Source organism: Enterobacter sp. T1-1 (assembly GCF_000710795.1).
GTDB classification, from domain to species: Bacteria; Pseudomonadota; Gammaproteobacteria; order Enterobacterales; family Enterobacteriaceae; genus Enterobacter; species Enterobacter cloacae.
The window spans coordinates 32183-49727 of sequence record NZ_JALW01000009.1; the positions used below are offsets into that span (position 1 = coordinate 32183).

Here is a 17545-nt window from a genome sequence, read left to right on the forward strand (position 1 = left end):
AGAAATCGAGGCAAAAATGAGCAAAGTCAGACTCGCTATCATCGGTAACGGCATGGTCGGCCACCGCTTTATTGAGGATCTTCTCGATAAAGCCAGCGCTGAGCAGTTCGATATTACCGTGTTCTGTGAAGAACCCCGCAAGGCGTACGACCGTGTGCACTTGTCTTCCTACTTCTCCCATCATACCGCCGAAGAGCTCTCTCTGGTGCGTGAAGGTTTCTATGAGAAGCATGGCGTAAAAGTGCTGGTGGGCGAACGCGCTATCACCATCAACCGTCAGGAGAAAGTGATCCACTCCAGCGCTGGCCGTACGGTTTTTTACGACAAGCTGATCATGGCGACTGGCTCATATCCGTGGATCCCGCCTATCAAAGGTTCGGAAACACAGGATTGCTTCGTTTACCGTACCATTGAAGATCTCAACGCCATCGAATCCTGCGCACGTCGCAGTAAACGCGGCGCAGTGGTCGGGGGCGGCCTGCTGGGTCTGGAAGCAGCCGGAGCGTTGAAAAACCTCGGCGTTGAAACGCACGTCATCGAATTTGCCCCGATGCTGATGGCCGAACAGCTGGACCACATGGGTGGCGATCAGCTGCGCCGTAAGATTGAAAGCATGGGCGTGAAAGTCCACACCAGCAAAAACACCAAAGAGATTGTGCAGGAAGGCACCGAAGCGCGTAAAACCATGCGCTTTGCCGACGGCAGCGAGCTCGAAGTCGACTTTATCGTCTTCTCCACCGGTATTCGTCCACGCGACAAGCTGGCCACCCAGTGCGGTCTGGCGGTTGCCCAGCGCGGCGGGATCATGGTGAACGATACCTGCCAGACCTCCGACCCGGATATCTATGCTATCGGCGAATGTGCCAGCTGGAATAACCGCGTGTACGGTCTGGTGGCGCCGGGCTATAAAATGGCACAGGTCGCCGTTGACCATATCCTCGGAAACGAAAACGCCTTCGAAGGCGCGGACTTGAGCGCCAAGCTGAAGCTCCTGGGCGTGGACGTGGGCGGCATCGGCGATGCGCATGGCCGCACGCCGGGCGCGCGCAGCTACGTTTATCTCGACGAGAGCAAAGAGATCTATAAACGCCTGATCGTCAGCCAGGACAACAAAACCCTGCTCGGCGCGGTGCTGGTGGGCGACACCAGCGACTACGGCAACCTGCTGCAACTGGTGCTGAACGCCATCGAACTGCCGGAGAATCCGGACGCGCTGATCCTCCCGGCGCACGCTTCCAGCGGCAAGCCGTCTATCGGCGTCGATAAACTGCCGGACAGCGCGCAGATCTGCTCCTGCTTCGACGTCACCAAAGGCATGTTGATCTCCGCCATCAACAAAGGCTGTCACACCGTTGCGGCGCTGAAAGCGGAAACCAAAGCCGGGACCGGCTGCGGCGGCTGTATTCCTCTGGTCACTCAGGTGCTGAACGCCGAACTGGCGAAACAGGGCATCGAAGTGAACAACAACCTGTGCGAGCACTTCGCGTACTCTCGCCAGGAGCTGTATCACCTGATCCGCGTGGAAGGCATTAAATCCTTCGACGAACTGCTGGCCAAGCACGGCCAGGGCTATGGCTGCGAAGTGTGTAAACCGACCGTCGGCTCCCTGCTGGCCTCCTGCTGGAATGAGTACATCCTCAAATCAGAACATACGCCGCTGCAGGACACCAACGACAACTTCCTGGCAAATATCCAGAAAGACGGGACTTACTCCGTTATCCCACGCTCTGCGGGCGGTGAAATCACCCCGGAAGGGCTGGTGGCCGTGGGCCGTATCGCGCGTGAATTTAACCTCTACACCAAAATCACCGGTTCCCAGCGTATCGGCCTGTTTGGTGCACAGAAAGATGACCTGCCGGAGATCTGGCGTCAGCTGATTGAGGCGGGCTTCGAAACCGGTCACGCGTATGCCAAAGCGCTGCGCATGGCAAAAACCTGCGTGGGCAGCACCTGGTGCCGCTACGGCGTGGGCGACAGCGTGGGCTTCGGCGTCGAGCTGGAAAACCGCTACAAAGGCATTCGTACCCCGCACAAAATGAAGTTCGGCGTCTCCGGCTGTACCCGTGAATGTGCCGAAGCGCAGGGGAAAGACGTGGGGATCATCGCCACCGAGAAAGGCTGGAACCTGTACGTCTGCGGTAACGGCGGGATGAAACCACGCCACGCTGACCTGCTGGCGGCCGATCTTGACCACGACACGCTGATTCAGTATCTCGACCGCTTCATGATGTTCTACATCCGTACCGCCGACAAACTGACCCGTACCGCTTCCTGGCTGGATAATCTGGAGGGTGGCATCGACTACCTGAAGTCGGTCATCATCGACGATAAGCTGGGCCTGAACGAACATCTGGAAGCGGAGATGGCGCGCCTGCGCGCGGCGGTGATTTGCGAGTGGACGGAAACCGTCAACACGCCAGCGGCACAGACACGCTTCAAACACTTCATCAACAGCACCCAGCGCGACCCGAACGTGCAGGTAGTAGCAGAGCGCGAACAGCATCGTCCGGCGACACCTTATGAACGTATTCCGGTGACGCTGGTGGAGGAAAACGCATGAGCCAGTGGGTAAACATCTGCAACATTAACGACATTCTGCCGGCAACCGGCGTCTGTGCGCTGCTGGGAAACGAGCAGGTCGCGATTTTCCGCCCTCGCCACGACGAACAGGTTTTTGCCATCAGCAATATCGACCCGTTTTTTGAGGCCAGCGTCCTCTCCCGCGGGCTGATTGCCGAGCATCAGGGTGAACTGTGGGTCGCCAGTCCGCTGAAAAAACAGCGTTTCCGTTTAAGCGACGGATTGTGCATGGAAGATGAAAGCTACTCGGTGAAGCACTACGACGTTCGCGTGAAGGACGGCCAGGTGCAGTTAAAAGCCTAACCCCCCGCCTTTCCTATAGGAAAGGCTTATGACCCCTTATGGGTAACGGCAGGAAAAACCGTATGTTTCCGGCGATTCCTGCTGTTATTCTGACGTCAATTCTTACCCCCTCCATGAATGCTGTGAGGTAATGTCGTGAACCACCTGCCGATTTTCTGTCAATTACGCCATCGCGACTGCCTGCTTGTGGGTGGCGGCGATGTGGCTGAACGCAAAGCCCGCTTGCTGTTAGAGGCAGGTGCCCGTCTTACGGTTAACGCCCTCGCCTTCGCACCACAGTTTGAAGCCTGGGCGAAGGAAGGGATGCTCACGCTGAATCAGGGGGAGTTTAACGAGTCCCTGCTGGATACCTGCTGGCTGACTATTGCCGCGACGGATGACGATGAAGTGAATCAGCGCGTTAGCGATGCCTGCGAAGCGCGCCGTATATTCTGCAACGTGGTGGATGCGCCGAAAGAAGCCAGCTTTATCATGCCGTCGATAATCGACCGTTCACCGCTGATGATTGCGGTGTCGTCAGGTGGCCGCTCGCCGGTTCTCGCCCGCCTGCTGCGGGAAAAACTGGAAGCACTGCTGCCGCAACATCTTGGGCAAATTGCCCACTATGCAGGGCAACTGCGTTCACGAGTGAAGCAAACCTTCGCGACCGTGGGCGAGCGCCGTCGCTTCTGGGAAAAATTCTTCGTCAATGACCGGCTGGCCCAGTCGCTGGCCAATCAGGACGTGAAGGCGGTTGAAGAGACGACCGAGCAGTTACTCTCTGAACCGCTGGATCATCGTGGCGAGGTGGTTCTGGTAGGCGCAGGCCCCGGTGATGCGGGATTACTGACGCTGAAAGGACTCCAGCAGATCCAGCAGGCCGATACCGTTGTGTATGACCGTCTGGTCTCCGATGAGATCATGAATCTGGTACGTCGCGATGCGGACCGGGTGTTTGTGGGTAAACGTGCGGGTTATCACTGCGTGCCGCAGGAAGAGATTAATCAGATCCTGCTGAGAGAAGCGCAAAAAGGAAAACGTGTGGTGCGCCTGAAGGGCGGGGATCCGTTTATCTTTGGTCGCGGCGGCGAGGAACTGGAAACCCTGTGCAACGCAGGTATTCCGTTCTCTGTGGTGCCTGGCATTACGGCAGCATCTGGCTGTTCGGCATACTCCGGTATTCCATTGACCCATCGTGATTACGCGCAGAGCGTGCGTCTGGTGACGGGGCACCTGAAAACCGGCAGCGAACTGGACTGGCACAACCTGGCCGCCGAAAAGCAGACGCTGGTCTTCTATATGGGGCTGAATCAGGCCGCTACGATCCAGGCGAAATTACTGGAACACGGCATGGAAACGGATATGCCCGTCGCACTGGTGGAAAACGGCACCTCCATTAAGCAGCGCGTGGTAAATAGCGTGCTGACACAGCTGGGTGAGCTGGCGCAGCAGGTTGAAAGCCCGGCGCTGATTATTGTCGGCCGCGTGGTTGAACTGCGCGATAAACTCAACTGGTTCTCAAATCACTAGCGCATATTCTCCCCTCTTCGAGTAGTCCTTAACCGGACTACTCCCCTGTTACTGCTGTCGATAACATACCTCCCGCGAAATGGAACTTTTCCATTTATTCCCTCGTGTTACATCCAATTTAGTTTTTTTAAGACAAGGAATGCGTATGTTCAAACTGGCTAAAGCTGCCGTTCTGGTAGGCCTGTTATCGACTCTGACGGCCTGCACCGGCCACGTGCAAAACACCAAAAATAACTGCAGCTACGATTACCTGCTGCACCCGGCGATCTCCATTTCGAAGATCATCGGGGGTTGTGGCCCGGCGGCACAGCAGTAAGCTGTTTTACAGGTGTAAAAAAACCGGGGATTCCCCGGTTTTTTTGTTTAGAAAAGTGCGGCGTGATGCCCTCACCCTGGCCCTCTCCCACAGGGAGAGGGTACAAACCCTAAAAACGGTAACGTCGTTACCGTTTTGCTTTTACCTACGGCTTACCCACAAACCCAATCGCTTCGTACACCGCTTTCAGGGTTTCTGACGCGCGCGCGCTGGCTTTTTCAGCGCCCTCTTTCATCACCTTCTGCAGGAAGGCTTCATCGTTACGGTAGCGGTGATAACGCTCCTGCAGCTCGGTCAGCATACCGGAAACGGCATCCGCCACTTCGCCTTTCAGGTGGCCGTACATCTTGCCTTCAAAGTGCTGCTCCAGCTCAGGAATGCTCTGGCCGGTCACACCGGAGAGGATATCCAGCAGGTTGGAAACCCCCGCTTTGTTCTGTACATCGTAGCGCACAACAGGCGGCTCGTCGGAGTCGGTCACGGCACGCTTGAGCTTTTTAACCACCGATTTCGGATCTTCCAGCAGGCCGATAACGTTGTTGCGGTTATCGTCAGACTTGGACATCTTTTTGGTCGGCTCCAGCAGCGACATCACGCGTGCACCAGATTTTGGAATAAATGGCTCTGGCACTTTGAACACTTCGCCATACAGGGCATTAAAGCGCTGGGCGATATCACGGCTCAGTTCAAGATGTTGCTTCTGGTCTTCACCCACCGGTACCTGGTTAGTCTGATACAGTAGAATGTCAGCCGCCATCAGCACCGGATAGTCAAACAGACCGGCGTTAATGTTCTCGGAATAGCGCGCGGATTTATCCTTGAACTGCGTCATGCGGCTCAGTTCACCAAAGTAGGTGTAGCAGTTCAGCGCCCAGCCAAGCTGTGCATGCTCCGGCACGTGAGACTGAACGAAGATGGTGCTCTTTTCAGGATCGATCCCGCAGGCCAGATAGAGCGCCAGGGTGTCCAGCGTGGCTTTACGCAGCTTCTCAGGATCCTGACGGGCGGTAATAGCATGCAGATCCACAATGCAGTAAATGCAATGGTAGTCATCCTGCATGCTAACCCACTGACGTAACGCACCCATGTAGTTACCAATGGTCAATTCACCTGACGGCTGGGCGCCACTAAAAACGATGGGCTTAGTCATTTTTCAATTCCTGATGTTCACTGTATGAAAGCCCGAGTGCGGGCAACAAATCTTTGAAGCGATCGAACACGACGTCCGGCTCACTCAGGGTAATGGCCTCACCGTAGTTGTAGCCATAAGTTAACCCCACGGAGGGACAACCCGCCGCTCTGGCAGCCAGAATATCATTGCGTGAATCACCGACAAAGAGCAGCTCAGCAGGTGTTAAGGATAATTTTCCTGCCACCAGCAACAGCGGTTCCGGGTGCGGCTTTTTATTCTGTACGTCATCACCGCCCACAATCACGGTGAAGTATTTCGCGATATCCAGTGCGTCCAGCAATGGCGCAACAAACGGCGTCGGCTTGTTGGTAACCAGCCCCAACGGAATGCCTTTCGCATGCAGCGCGCTCAGCGTTTCCTTCACGTCCGGGAACAGGAAGCTGCCTTCTTCAACGGTTTCTGCGTAGAAACGGTCAAACAGTTTGCGCAGAATACGCAGTTGTTCTTCCTGCGGGATATCCGCGTGATCAACGCTCGGTTTACCCTGTGCGGAACGTTGTGACGCACGCTCCTGGCGAGCCCACGTCAGGGCGCGCTCCATCAGGACATCTGCGCCATTACCAATCCACGTCACGACGCGATCTTCGCCCGCGACGGGCAGTTCAAGGGCATACAGCGCCTGGTCGACGGCGCTCGTTAAGCCCGGCGCGCTGTCAACCAGCGTGCCATCGAGGTCAAATGCAATACCCCGGGTTGCCTGCAATTTATCCATGACTTACCTTCGCCAGCTCGCGGCGCATTTCATCTATAACTTTTTTGTAATCCGGTTGGTCGAAAATTGCCGAACCTGCAACGAACATATCCGCGCCCGCAGCCGCAATTTCACCAATGTTATTCACCTTCACGCCACCATCCACTTCCAGACGGATGTCATAACCTGACTCATCAATACGACGGCGCACTTCACGCAGTTTATCGAGCGTGTGAGGAATGAATGACTGCCCGCCAAAGCCCGGGTTAACGGACATCAGCAAGATAACGTCCAGCTTATCCATCACATAGTCGAGATAGCTCAGCGGCGTTGCCGGGTTAAAGACCAGGCCCGCTTTACAGCCGTTTTCTTTAATCAGCTGCAGCGTGCGGTCAACGTGTTCAGACGCTTCCGGGTGGAAAGTAATGATACTGGCGCCCGCCGCGGCAAAATCAGGCACGATGCGGTCAACCGGTTTCACCATCAGATGGACGTCAATGGGCGCGGTAATACCGTAGTTACGCAGCGCCTTGAGCACCATGGGGCCAATGGTCAGATTAGGAACGTAGTGGTTATCCATAACGTCGAAATGGACGACATCCGCACCCGCGGCGAGCGCGTTAGCAGTGTCCTCACCCAGGCGGGCAAAATCGGCCGACAGAATTGAGGGAGCAATCAAAAACTGTTTCATCCGCATCTCCTTGAAATGTGTTTACCGGCGGGCAAAACGGCTCAGGGGCGATAAAGAGCCAGGAGTTCGTCCACCTTTTTACGTGTGCCGCCGTTGCTGCTAATGCTACGCCGCACTTTGACCTGAAAATGCTTCGCGGCTTTGTACCATTCGCGCGTATCAGGGGTATCGTGATTCGAAATTAACACCGGAATTCTTTTGCTGACCAGCTTTTCCGCCATCTCCGCCAGACGGGCCTGCTCGGCCGGACTGAAGCTGTTGGTGTGATAGGCGGTAAAATTCGCCGTCGCAGACAGCGGGGCGTAAGGCGGATCGCAGTAAACCACCGAGTCTACGCCCGCCAGTTCCATACACTCTTCATATGAGAGGCAGTGGAATTCTGCATTCTGCGCTTTTTCAGCAAAGTGATACAGCTCGTCCTGCGGGAAGTAAGGGCGCTTATAGCGGCCAAACGGCACGTTGAATTCCCCACGCAGATTATACCGGCACAGGCCGTTGTAACCATGGCGGTTGAGATAGAGGAACAACAGTGCCCGACGGAACGGATCCTGGCTCTGGTTAAACTCAGTGCGCAGCTGGTAGTAAACATCCGGGTGATTGTTCTCGGGCGTAAACAGCTTGCGCGCCTCTTCCACATACTCATCGGTACGCAGTTTGACGATGTTATAGAGGCTGATGAGATCGCTGTTGATATCCGCCAGGATATAACGAGAAAAATCGGTGTTCAGGAACACCGATCCTGCGCCCACAAAGGGCTCGATAAGACACTCGCCTTTAGGCAGGTGCTTTTTAATATCATCAAGCAGGGGGTATTTCCCCCCTGCCCATTTCAGAAAAGCGCGATTTTTTTTCATGCTGACTAACTGATTACACCTTCTCCGGCTGTGGAGAAAGCTCCGACAGCATCCTGCGCTTTAAACATTACTTAAGATCGGCCTGAACCTGATGAATGGGCTTCGCCCACGGGTTTTTCGCCTGAACGTCTGCTGGCAGTGTCGCCACGGCACGTTTCGCTTCATCTTTAGAAGCATACACACCGCTCACCAGCACATACCACGGCTGCCCGTTACGGGTCGTCTGATAAACCACGTAGTTTTTCAGATTCGATTTCTTCGCCCAACCGTTGAGGTTGTCATAGTTGGACGAACTGCTCAGCTGCAGCGTGTAGTTACTGGATGGCGCAGATTTCAGTGAACCGACGTTACCCGTCGTTTTACCGGTTGTGCCAGCCGATGCTGTGGCGGTTGCAGCTGGAGCCGTTGTCGCCGCAGGTGCAGTGGTGGTGGCCGTGGCTTTCGGTGCAGTCTGCGTCACTGGCGCTTTTGCAGGCTCGCTTGCCGCAGCGGTTTCAGTCCGTTTCGGCTGCACCGGGGTTGCTTTGACTTCTGGTGCTTTTACCACAGCCTGAGGTTTGGTTTCACGCTTAGGTTCAATGACCGCCTGCTTACGTTCCTGACGTGGTGCAGTCTGAGTCTGACGCGGCTTGCTTTCCGTTGCTGCGGTTTGTGGCTGAGCGTTGCCACCGCGAACAGGCGCAACGGTTGCAGGTTCAGTTGGCAGCGTAGAGTTCACCACGACGTTATCCACCTGCTGCTGGTTTTGCGGCTGCATCAGCGCGTTGTTCAGATCGCCCTGAACTTCTACACGCTGCTGGCCTTCTGGCGTGGCAGGTGCCTGATTCTGAGCGGGGGTAGAAGAGACTGGCGGCAGGGAAACATCCTGCGGCGTCGTTGTGTTACTGGCGGTCTGCTCTGCGGAGGTGGTCCCCGGCGCTGGCTGTGCACCATTTGCCTGATCTGCCGCATCGTTACCGGAGAGGTTGATGCTCTTCTCAGTGGAAGCCGTTTGCTCGCCAGAATTCGTGGAAGGCGCTTTCAGCGCGGAGCCAATGCCGACAATCAGCAGCACAAGCACCAGAACGCCCAGTCCCATCATGATGTACTGGCGGGAGGCTGGTTTCTGCGCGGCCGCTTTTTTACGTTTACGCGGGCGACGCTCTACTGGCTCTTCGTCCATTGAATCTTCTTCGGACTCATAATCCTCTTCTTCTCGCTCATCACGCGCATTGCGGCTACGTGAAGGGCGACGATCGTCTGCATCCAGATCAACATCGTCAAAGTTGATCTGCGGCTCGTTATCACGTTCTGAAGATTGACGAGAACGACCAGTACGACGATCGCTGGGATCGGGTTTCAGCTCGTCTTCTGGTTTGAATTCATCCATTTAACACCCCACTCAAAGGCTTATGCCAACGACTTTGCATTTCGCCTGAAGCTAAACGACCACCGGTAACAGTGGCCTGACCTTTCTAGTTGTTACGCCTGCTGACAATCAGCGATAGCGCCAAGAACGACATCGTGCGGCACTCCGCCGCGCACTTCACTCTTCCCTATTGCAAGCGGGAGTACAAGACGCATCTCACCTGCCAATACTTTTTTATCGCGCATCATGTGGGGTAAATACGCTTGCGCCGACATCTCCTGCGGCCCGGTTACCGGCAAGCCAGCACGTTCCAGCAGTGCGATGATACGTGCCGTCTCTTCTGGTTTGAACTGACCCAGACGTTCGGAGGTACGGGCAGCCATCACCATGCCAGCAGCGACAGCTTCACCGTGGAGCCAGTTTCCGTAACCCATTTCGGCTTCAATCGCGTGGCCAAACGTATGCCCAAGATTCAGTAAAGCACGTAAGCCCGTTTCACGCTCGTCTGCTGCAACAACTTCTGCTTTCAGCTCACAACAACGGCGAATGCAGTATGCCAGTTTAGCCTCATCCAGGCGCAGCAGCGCATCCATATTCTCTTCCAGCCAGTTAAAGAACTCGCCGTCGAGAATAATGCCGTATTTGATCACTTCAGCCAGGCCAGAGGCCAGTTCGCGTGCTGGCAGGGTTTTCAGACAGTCGAGATCCACCACCACCGAAGCAGGCTGGTAGAACGCGCCAATCATGTTTTTGCCGAGCGGATGGTTGACCGCGGTTTTGCCGCCAACGGAAGAGTCGACCTGAGACAGTAAGGTGGTCGGAATCTGAATAAAACGGACACCACGTTGATAGCTTGCTGCCGCAAAGCCCGTCAGATCGCCCACAACACCGCCGCCAAGAGCAAGCAGTGTCGTATCGCGACCATGGGGTTTTTGCAGCAATGCGGTAAAGACGGTATCCAGTACCGTCAGGCTTTTATACTGCTCGCCATCGGGCAGAATTACACTGTCGACCTTCACGCCTGCCTGCTCAAGCAGGTGGCGAACGCGGTCAAGATAAAGCGGAGCCAGCGTCTCATTGGTGACCAGCATCGCCTGATCACCCGCTTTCAGTGGTAAAAAGGAAGCTGGGTCGTTAAACAAACCAGCCGCGATGGTGATAGGGTAACTACGTTCCCCGAGAGTAACTGTAATCCTCTCCATGACGCGACATCCACCTTTAATGCTTTTACCCGCAGGCGAGTGTATATAAAGCCAGAATCAGTTGCTTTCCAGCATATGAATAATCTGGTTTGCAACCACTTTAGCGCTCTGATCATCAGTACGAATGGTCACATCAGCAATCTCTTCGTACAGAGGATTGCGTTCATCGGCCAACGCTTCCAGAACTTCGCGTGGTGGCGTTTCAACCTGCAGCAGCGGGCGCTTTTTATCGCGCTGCGTACGTGCCAGCTGTTTTTCAATGGTCGTCTCAAGATAGACCACTACGCCACGGGCGGAGAGACGGTTGCGGGTTTCGCGAGATTTTACAGAACCGCCGCCGGTCGCCAGCACGATGCCCTGTTTTTCCGTGAGTTCGTTGATCACTTTTTCTTCTCGGTCACGGAAACCTTCTTCGCCTTCTACATCGAAGACCCAGCCCACATCAGCTCCGGTTCGTTTCTCAATCTCTTGATCAGAATCGTAAAATTCCATATTGAGTTGTTGAGCTAACTGACGCCCAATAGTGCTTTTGCCGGCACCCATAGGCCCAACCAGAAAGATATTGCGTTTCTCTGCCATTTTTTCGGTACTACTAAGACTATTCGTTAATGGTAATCCCCGCTTCGCAGACACCCGGCGTAGCAGGACATGAACTGAAACCTCATATGCAATAGAGCGAGAGTCAGACTAAAAATTATCTCAATACTCCGGCTTGTTTGGCAACTGATTAAATCACCGCACCAGACGCATAAGACAACAAGACGTCAGTCCAACTCAAATCGGTACTCCTTGTATGCTAATTCATGCCCCACGTCAAACATCTGCAACAAACTGAATGCAAAATCATTGCGGGGATCGTTACCCGTCAGTGAATAGCCACCAGACGTGGTGTTATAAACACCACTAATTCACGCCGTTCGTTGTCTTTACCGTCATGACGAAAAAGCTGCCCAAGCCAGGGGATTTTACCGAGCCCGGGTACGCTATCACTCCCGGTTTTATTCTTTTGCGAGAAAATACCGCCCAGCGCCAGCGTTTCTCCACTTTTTACCTCCACCTGAGTCTCTATTTCTTGTTTGTCGATAGCCAGCGTTTCGCCATCGGCCTGTTGCAACACCTGCCCCGGCATATTTTCACTGATATGTAATTTCAGACGCACGCGCCCACCCGGCAGTACCACTGGGGTGACCTCCATGCCTAATACCGCCTCTTTGAACTCCACAGAGGTGGCCCCACTCTCCCCGCTGGAGACCTGGTATGGGATCTCACTGCCCTGTTTGATACTGGCTGGCTGCATGTGTGAGGCGAGCAGTCGCGGGCTGGCGATGATATCGACCTGCTGTTTTTGCTCCAGTGCTGACAGCTCCAGATCCAGCAGCCTGCCGTTAATACGCCCGATGTTAAACCCCACATGGCTGGTGGCGCTGGCCACGGACAAATCACTGCCAAGGGTTGTCATTTGCCCAACCTTGCCCACTTCAGTGGCCTCGGCAAGATTCCATTTCACCCCCAGCTCCCGCAGACTTTTTTCGTTGATGGTGACGATATGCGCCGCCAGTTCGACCTGCTCGACGGGAATATCCATCTGTGTTGCCCAGCGCTGTAGCGTCTCCAGTACGGCTTTATTATCCCTGACCAGCAGCCGGTTGGTGCGTTTATCAAGAGACAGACTGCCCTTCGGACTGAGCAGTTTCTCCGCTGCGTTTTGCAGCTCCCCGGCATCTGCGTATGAAAACGAAATGCTTTGCGAGAGCAGCGGAGCCTCAAGCTGCCTGCGGGCCCGGTCCTGTGCTTTACGCTCCTGCTGTTCGCGCTGCCAGGCCGCCGTATTGACATAGAAAATGCCGCCCTCCTCGCGCAGAACCAGCCCTGCGCTGGCGATCACCGTCTGTAAGGCCTGTCGCCACGGAACATGCGTCAGACTGAGCGATAAAGTGCCGCTTACGTCGGGTGACACCACCAGATTACGATTCTCCTGCGCCACCAGCGCCTGCAGGACCTGAACCACAGGAACGTCATCCACCACCAGCGTGACCGGCTTCGGTGCGGCGGCCAGCGGAGTGACGATCGTCAGTAACAGCAGCGTTATCCTTAAATTCATATTTTTTCGTTCCTTCTCGTTGCCACGTCCATTGCGCTGGCTCACAGGTTTCACCCACGTCTACGACGAGTTGCGTCTCATTCATTGCGCTGACCCGCCAGCCCGCCGGTAAACGTTCCTCTAAGTGCAGGCGATACCAGCGCTGTTTCCCGTCCTGCAACAGGCCAACCCCGCCGACCATGCCGCGATAGTGCCACTGCGTCAGCTCGCCAACGGCACAGGGATCGTCGGGCGGATGAAACGGATCGCGCATCCCGGTGAGTAACAGCACTGAGCAAACCAGCAGGTAGCGCAGGCTATTTCGCATGGTCTAGCTCCAGTTGCACTCGCAGACGTAACGCCGCGCCCTGAGGCGCAAGCGTAAAGGCGGCAATCCGGACATCTTGCTGCGCCAGCCGGGCGAAAACCGTCAGGATTGCTGGCCACTCGGCATCCAGCGCCAGCTCTCCACCGCCCGGAAGGGGTTTCCAGTGCACCAGCGTTGCGCCATCAGCCTGAAAATCCAGCGGGGAAAAGCGCACCACCGGGCGTGCGTCAGGCTCAGGTGTCCGGCGCGGCGCGTTGCTGGCGACAGGCCAGAGCGTCGCATGGCGCTGTACGGCGTCGGCCATTTGCTTCTGAAGCGCAGCAAGCTGTGAATTAAGCGGCCTCAGGAACAGGCCCCATGCGGTTCCCCACAACAAGGCAACGCCCAGCCCACCGCACAGGAGCAGGTACCGGCGACGGCTCTCACACCAGCGTTCAAATATTCTGTTCACACGTTACCCCTGGCCTGTGAGCTGAAAAGTGAACATCCAGCGCCCGTGATTATCCTGCCGTATCTCCCCTGCTGACCCAGGGGTAAAACCCGCTATTTGTCGCAGAGCATCACCCATTGCCGACAGGGCGGGCAGTGCTGAGGCATAGCCGTTAATCATCAAAGAGGGCGGTTGGTAACGAAGCTCAGTGAACCATGCCTGCGCCGGAATGGCATCGGAGAGTGACGCCAGCACCGGGTGCCACGCCATACGCTGTGGCTGGCGCGTGGGAGCGGGTGTGGCAAGAGGTAGACGAGAAGACAGCGCGCGCTGCACGGTCTGCATGCCCGCCAGTTCAGCCTGCAGGGCGTGCAGTTTCAGGTGGGCGTGCATGCTCAGACTGAAGACCGTTGCCAGCGTCAGAATACAGGTGGCCGCAGACAGCCCTCCCCAGAACCGCACGCGGCGCGCGCGTCGTTGCTGTCGCCACGGAAGAAGATTGGTCATGCTCATTCAGGCACCTCGCTCATGGCCAGCGCCAGCGCGACGGTATAATCGGCACCACACTCCGGCAGCGGGGGCTGACAGCGAGAGACGAACTCCCACGGGTCGCGCTGGCTATCAAACAGCGCGATATCGTCCGGCGCGAGAGCCAGCAGTGCCGCCAGTTCAGCCACGCTTTTGGCCTCGGTAGCGAAGCGGCGCCCCCACTGGTGGCGCATTGCCCACAACCACTGATGTTCGTCTCGCCACGCGACACACTGCGCTGGTGCCACCGCAGGAAGAAAATTTGCCAGCGCGCTGGCATCCGGGGTAATCGTCACCAGCCGTAAATGCAGCGTTTTCGCGAGCGTCAGTAGTGTTTCAACCTCTTTGTTTTGCGCAGCGGTGACATGAAATGTGTTGCTGAACGTGTCCTGCGCGTAATCGAAGCACAGCGCATCAGGGGACATCTCCAGCTCACGCGAGAGCGCAGCCCCTAGCCAGGAGAGCTGTTCGCTGTCGCGCAGGGCGATAGCCGGGCGGGGCAACGATCTTTGCAGGGTACGCGCCGCCGGAAATGAGAGAAACACCCGGTGCTGATGCGGCAACGTACGCCGCCAGCCGCGTAATGCGTCAAGCAATTGTTCTGGCTGACAAATTTTCCCGTCGAGGATGATGCCTTCCGTCAGCGGTATCGCCCACCAGCGGCGCAGACACCAACTGAGACGCTCACGAACCAGCGCGACAATCAGCACCCTATCTTGTTGAATATGAACGCCCGTTTGCCATGTTTTGAAAGCCATGCTTCACGATCTCCTTATCGCCCGTCGCCGTGACGGCTATATCAATGAATCAGGCTTGCCTTTATACTACCGCGCGATTGTTTAGAAACTGCCCAAGTGAAACCAGATGGGAAATCTCCGGTGAAGTTCGTAAAGTATTTATTAATCCTTGCAGTGTGTTGCATTCTGCTGGGAGCAGGCTCGATTTATGGTTTGTACAAATATATTGAGCCGCAGCTACCTGATGTCGCTACGCTTCGTGATGTGCGGCTCCAGATCCCAATGCAGGTCTACAGCGCCGACGGCGAGCTGATGGCGCAGTACGGCGAAAAACGCCGTATCCCGCTGACCTTAAACCAAATTCCCCCTGTGATGGTGAAGGCCTTCATCGCCACAGAGGACAGCCGTTTTTACGAGCACCACGGCGTTGACCCGGTGGGGATTTTCCGTGCCGCAAGCGTTGCGCTGTTCTCCGGGCATGCCTCTCAGGGGGCAAGTACCATTACGCAGCAGCTGGCGCGTAACTTCTTCCTCAGCCCTGAAAAGACGCTGATCCGTAAGATAAAAGAGGTGTTCCTCGCGATCCGCATTGAGCAGTTGCTGAGTAAAGACGAAATCCTTGAGCTTTACCTCAACAAGATCTATCTCGGTTATCGCGCCTATGGCGTGGGTGCTGCGGCACAGGTGTACTTCGGCAAGCCCGTGGAGCAACTGACCTTAAGCGAAATGGCGACCATTGCCGGCCTGCCTAAAGCCCCGTCCACGTTTAACCCGCTCTACTCGCTCGATCGCGCCACCGCACGTCGCAATGTCGTTCTGTCACGTATGCTGAGCGAAGGCTACATCAGCCAGAGTGAATATGAGCAGGCACGCAACGATGTCATCGACGCCAACTACCATGCGCCAGAAATCGCCTTCTCTGCCCCGTATCTGACCGAAATGGTTCGCCAGGAAATGGTCAGCCGTTATGGGGATAAGGCCTATGAAGATGGTTATCGCGTATACACCACGGTTACCCGTAAAGGGCAGCAGGCGGCACAGGATGCGGTGAGAAATAACGTGATGGACTACGATATGCGTCACGGCTATCGCGGCCCGTCCAACGTGCTGTGGAAGGTGGGCGAAAGCGCCTGGGACAGTAAAAAAATCACCAGTACGCTGAAAGCGCTGCCTACCTACGGCCCGCTGCTGCCTGCGGTGGTGACGCAGGCCACGCCTCAGGAAGCCGTAGCAACGCTTGCGGATGGCACCTCAGTCTCCTTGCGTATGGACGGGATCCGCTGGGCGCGTCCGTACCGCTCTGACACCTTACAGGGACCAACGCCACGCAAAGTGACCGATGTCGTACAAACCGGACAACAAATCTGGGTGCGTCAGGTGGGCGATGCCTGGTGGCTGGCGCAGGTGCCAGACGTCAACTCCGCGCTGGTCTCCATTAACCCGCAAAACGGTGCCGTGCTGGCGCTGGTGGGTGGGTTTGATTTCAACCAGAGCAAATTCAACCGCGCGACGCAGGCGCTGCGTCAGGTCGGTTCGAATATCAAACCGTTCCTCTACACGGCGGCGATGGATAAAGGCTTAACGCTTGCCAGTATCCTCAATGACGTGCCGATCTCTCGCTGGGATGCCGGTGCCGGTTCCGACTGGCAGCCGAAGAACTCGCCGGCGGAATACGCAGGTCCTATTCGCCTTCGTCAGGGGCTGGGTCAGTCGAAAAACGTGGTGATGGTGCGTGCAATGCGTGCGATGGGCGTCGATTACGCGGCAGAGTATCTGCAACGTTTTGGCTTCCCGGCACAGAACATCGTGCGCACCGAATCGCTGGCGTTAGGCTCGGCATCGTTCACGCCGCTGCAGGTGGCGCGGGGGTATTCGGTCATGGCCAACGGCGGCTTCCTGATCGACCCGTACTTCATCAGTAAAATCGAAAACGACCAGGGCGGTGTGCTGTTCGAAGCGAAACCGAAAATTGCCTGTGCGGAGTGCGATATTCCGGTGATTTACGGCAATACGCCGAAGTCTGACGTGCTTGAAAACAAGGACATGGAAGATGTCGCCGTGTCGCAGGAGCAGCCGAACGGCGTGGTGCCGCAGCCACAGCTGGAACAGGCAAACCAGGCGCTGGTAGCGCAGAGCGGTGCGCAGGAGTATGCCCCGCATGTGATCAACACCCCGCTGTCATTCCTGATCAAGAGCGCGTTGAACACCAACATCTTCGGTGAACCGGGCTGGCAGGGTACCGGCTGGCGTGCCGGGCGTGATTTACAGCGCCACGATATCGGCGGTAAAACCGGGACCACTAACAGCTCGAAAGATGCCTGGTTCTCCGGTTACGGCCCGGGCGTGGTGACCTCGGTCTGGATCGGTTTTGACGATCACCGCCGCGATTTAGGCCGCACCACGGCGTCTGGCGCGATCAAAGATCAGATTTCCGGCTACGAAGGTGGGGCCAAAAGTGCGCAACCGGCCTGGGATGCCTATATGAAATCCGTTCTTGAGGGCGTGCCGGAGCAGCCACTGACGCCACCGCCGGGCGTGGTCACGGTCAATATCGACCGCAGCACCGGGCAGTTAGCCAACGGTGGCAATAGCCGTGAGGAGTATTTCATCGAAGGTACGCAGCCAACCACGCAGGCGGTACATGAGGTGGGTACAGAGATTATTGATAACGGCGAGACGCACGAGCTGTTCTGACAACAAAGCAAAACGGCAACCTCGGGTTGCCGTTTTTGTGTTTGCTCCCTCTCCCGTGGAAG

The 17545-nt window shown here is 56.2% G+C and carries 17 protein-coding genes; 5 read left to right on the forward strand and 12 right to left on the reverse strand.

Translation table 11 applies throughout. From position 1 onward, the window contains the following. Positions 1–16: 16 nt before the first annotated feature. The 4 genes from nirB (at position 17) to AK59_RS0104595 (ending at position 4708) form a co-directional block, all read left to right on the forward strand. Complete coding sequence (gene nirB, locus AK59_RS0104580; protein WP_029882158.1) at positions 17–2560, forward strand: nitrite reductase large subunit NirB; 2544 nt, start codon at positions 17–19, stop codon at positions 2558–2560. Beyond that, on the forward strand, positions 2557–2883 hold the full coding sequence (nirD, locus tag AK59_RS0104585; protein WP_013099065.1) for a nitrite reductase small subunit NirD: 327 nt from the start codon (positions 2557–2559) through the stop codon (positions 2881–2883). Before nirB ends, nirD begins: the two co-directional genes overlap by 4 nt. 135 nt (positions 2884–3018) lie before the next feature. Continuing rightward, positions 3019–4392, forward strand: a complete 1374-nt coding sequence (gene cysG / locus AK59_RS0104590) for a siroheme synthase CysG (protein ID WP_029882159.1) — start codon at positions 3019–3021, stop codon at positions 4390–4392. A gap of 145 nt (positions 4393–4537) precedes the next feature. Then, complete coding sequence (locus AK59_RS0104595; protein WP_008503029.1) at positions 4538–4708, forward strand: YhfL family protein; 171 nt, start codon at positions 4538–4540, stop codon at positions 4706–4708. 145 nt (positions 4709–4853) lie between these two features. On the opposite strand, the gene trpS is transcribed toward AK59_RS0104595, so the two are convergent. The 12 genes from trpS to AK59_RS0104655 form a co-directional block, all read right to left on the reverse strand. Next, a complete protein-coding gene (gene trpS, locus AK59_RS0104600) occupies positions 4854–5858 on the reverse strand; it encodes a tryptophan--tRNA ligase (RefSeq protein WP_013099067.1) in 1005 nt (334 codons plus the stop codon). Next, positions 5851–6612, reverse strand: a complete 762-nt coding sequence (gene gph, locus AK59_RS0104605) for a phosphoglycolate phosphatase (protein ID WP_029882160.1) — start codon at positions 6610–6612, stop codon at positions 5851–5853. The genes trpS and gph overlap by 8 nt, the downstream gene beginning before the upstream one ends. Then, positions 6605–7282 carry a ribulose-phosphate 3-epimerase gene (gene rpe, locus AK59_RS0104610; RefSeq protein WP_008503032.1) on the reverse strand — a complete coding sequence of 226 codons (678 nt, stop codon included), beginning with the start codon at positions 7280–7282 and terminating at the stop codon, positions 6605–6607. Before rpe ends, gph begins: the two co-directional genes overlap by 8 nt. Positions 7283–7323: 41 nt before the next feature. Continuing rightward, positions 7324–8136, reverse strand: a complete 813-nt coding sequence (gene dam, locus AK59_RS0104615) for an adenine-specific DNA-methyltransferase (protein ID WP_013099069.1) — start codon at positions 8134–8136, stop codon at positions 7324–7326. A 67-nt stretch (positions 8137–8203) separates the two neighbouring features. Then, positions 8204–9505, reverse strand: a complete 1302-nt coding sequence (damX, locus tag AK59_RS0104620; RefSeq protein ID WP_029882161.1) for a cell division protein DamX — start codon at positions 9503–9505, stop codon at positions 8204–8206. A 92-nt stretch (positions 9506–9597) separates the two neighbouring features. Then, complete coding sequence (gene aroB, locus AK59_RS0104625) at positions 9598–10686, reverse strand: 3-dehydroquinate synthase (protein WP_029882162.1); 1089 nt, start codon at positions 10684–10686, stop codon at positions 9598–9600. A 57-nt stretch (positions 10687–10743) separates the two neighbouring features. Next, entirely contained in the window at positions 10744–11265 is a 522-nt protein-coding gene (aroK, locus tag AK59_RS0104630; RefSeq protein WP_003861630.1) for a shikimate kinase AroK, read from the reverse strand. Between the two features lie 286 nt (positions 11266–11551). Further along, positions 11552–12787 carry a DNA uptake porin HofQ gene (gene hofQ / locus AK59_RS0104635; RefSeq protein WP_029882163.1) on the reverse strand — a complete coding sequence of 412 codons (1236 nt, stop codon included), beginning with the start codon at positions 12785–12787 and terminating at the stop codon, positions 11552–11554. Further along, positions 12702–13094, reverse strand: a complete 393-nt coding sequence (locus tag AK59_RS0104640) for a HofP DNA utilization family protein (protein ID WP_029882164.1) — start codon at positions 13092–13094, stop codon at positions 12702–12704. The genes hofQ and AK59_RS0104640 overlap by 86 nt, the downstream gene beginning before the upstream one ends. Beyond that, positions 13084–13545 (reverse strand): HofO family protein, encoded by a 462-nt coding sequence (locus AK59_RS0104645; protein ID WP_029882165.1) that lies wholly within the window; start codon positions 13543–13545, stop codon positions 13084–13086. The genes AK59_RS0104640 and AK59_RS0104645 overlap by 11 nt, the downstream gene beginning before the upstream one ends. A gap of 3 nt (positions 13546–13548) precedes the next feature. Beyond that, the gene (locus tag AK59_RS0104650) at positions 13549–14037 is read right to left on the reverse strand and encodes a PilN domain-containing protein (protein ID WP_013099077.1); all 489 of its coding nucleotides are present in this window, start codon (positions 14035–14037) and stop codon (positions 13549–13551) included. After that, positions 14034–14810 (reverse strand): hypothetical protein, encoded by a 777-nt coding sequence (locus AK59_RS0104655; RefSeq protein ID WP_029882166.1) that lies wholly within the window; start codon positions 14808–14810, stop codon positions 14034–14036. The genes AK59_RS0104650 and AK59_RS0104655 overlap by 4 nt, the downstream gene beginning before the upstream one ends. Positions 14811–14930: 120 nt before the next feature. Between AK59_RS0104655 and mrcA the strand changes: the two genes are divergently transcribed. Further along, positions 14931–17483 (forward strand): peptidoglycan glycosyltransferase/peptidoglycan DD-transpeptidase MrcA, encoded by a 2553-nt coding sequence (gene mrcA / locus AK59_RS0104660; RefSeq protein WP_013099079.1) that lies wholly within the window; start codon positions 14931–14933, stop codon positions 17481–17483. Positions 17484–17545 lie beyond the last annotated feature (62 nt).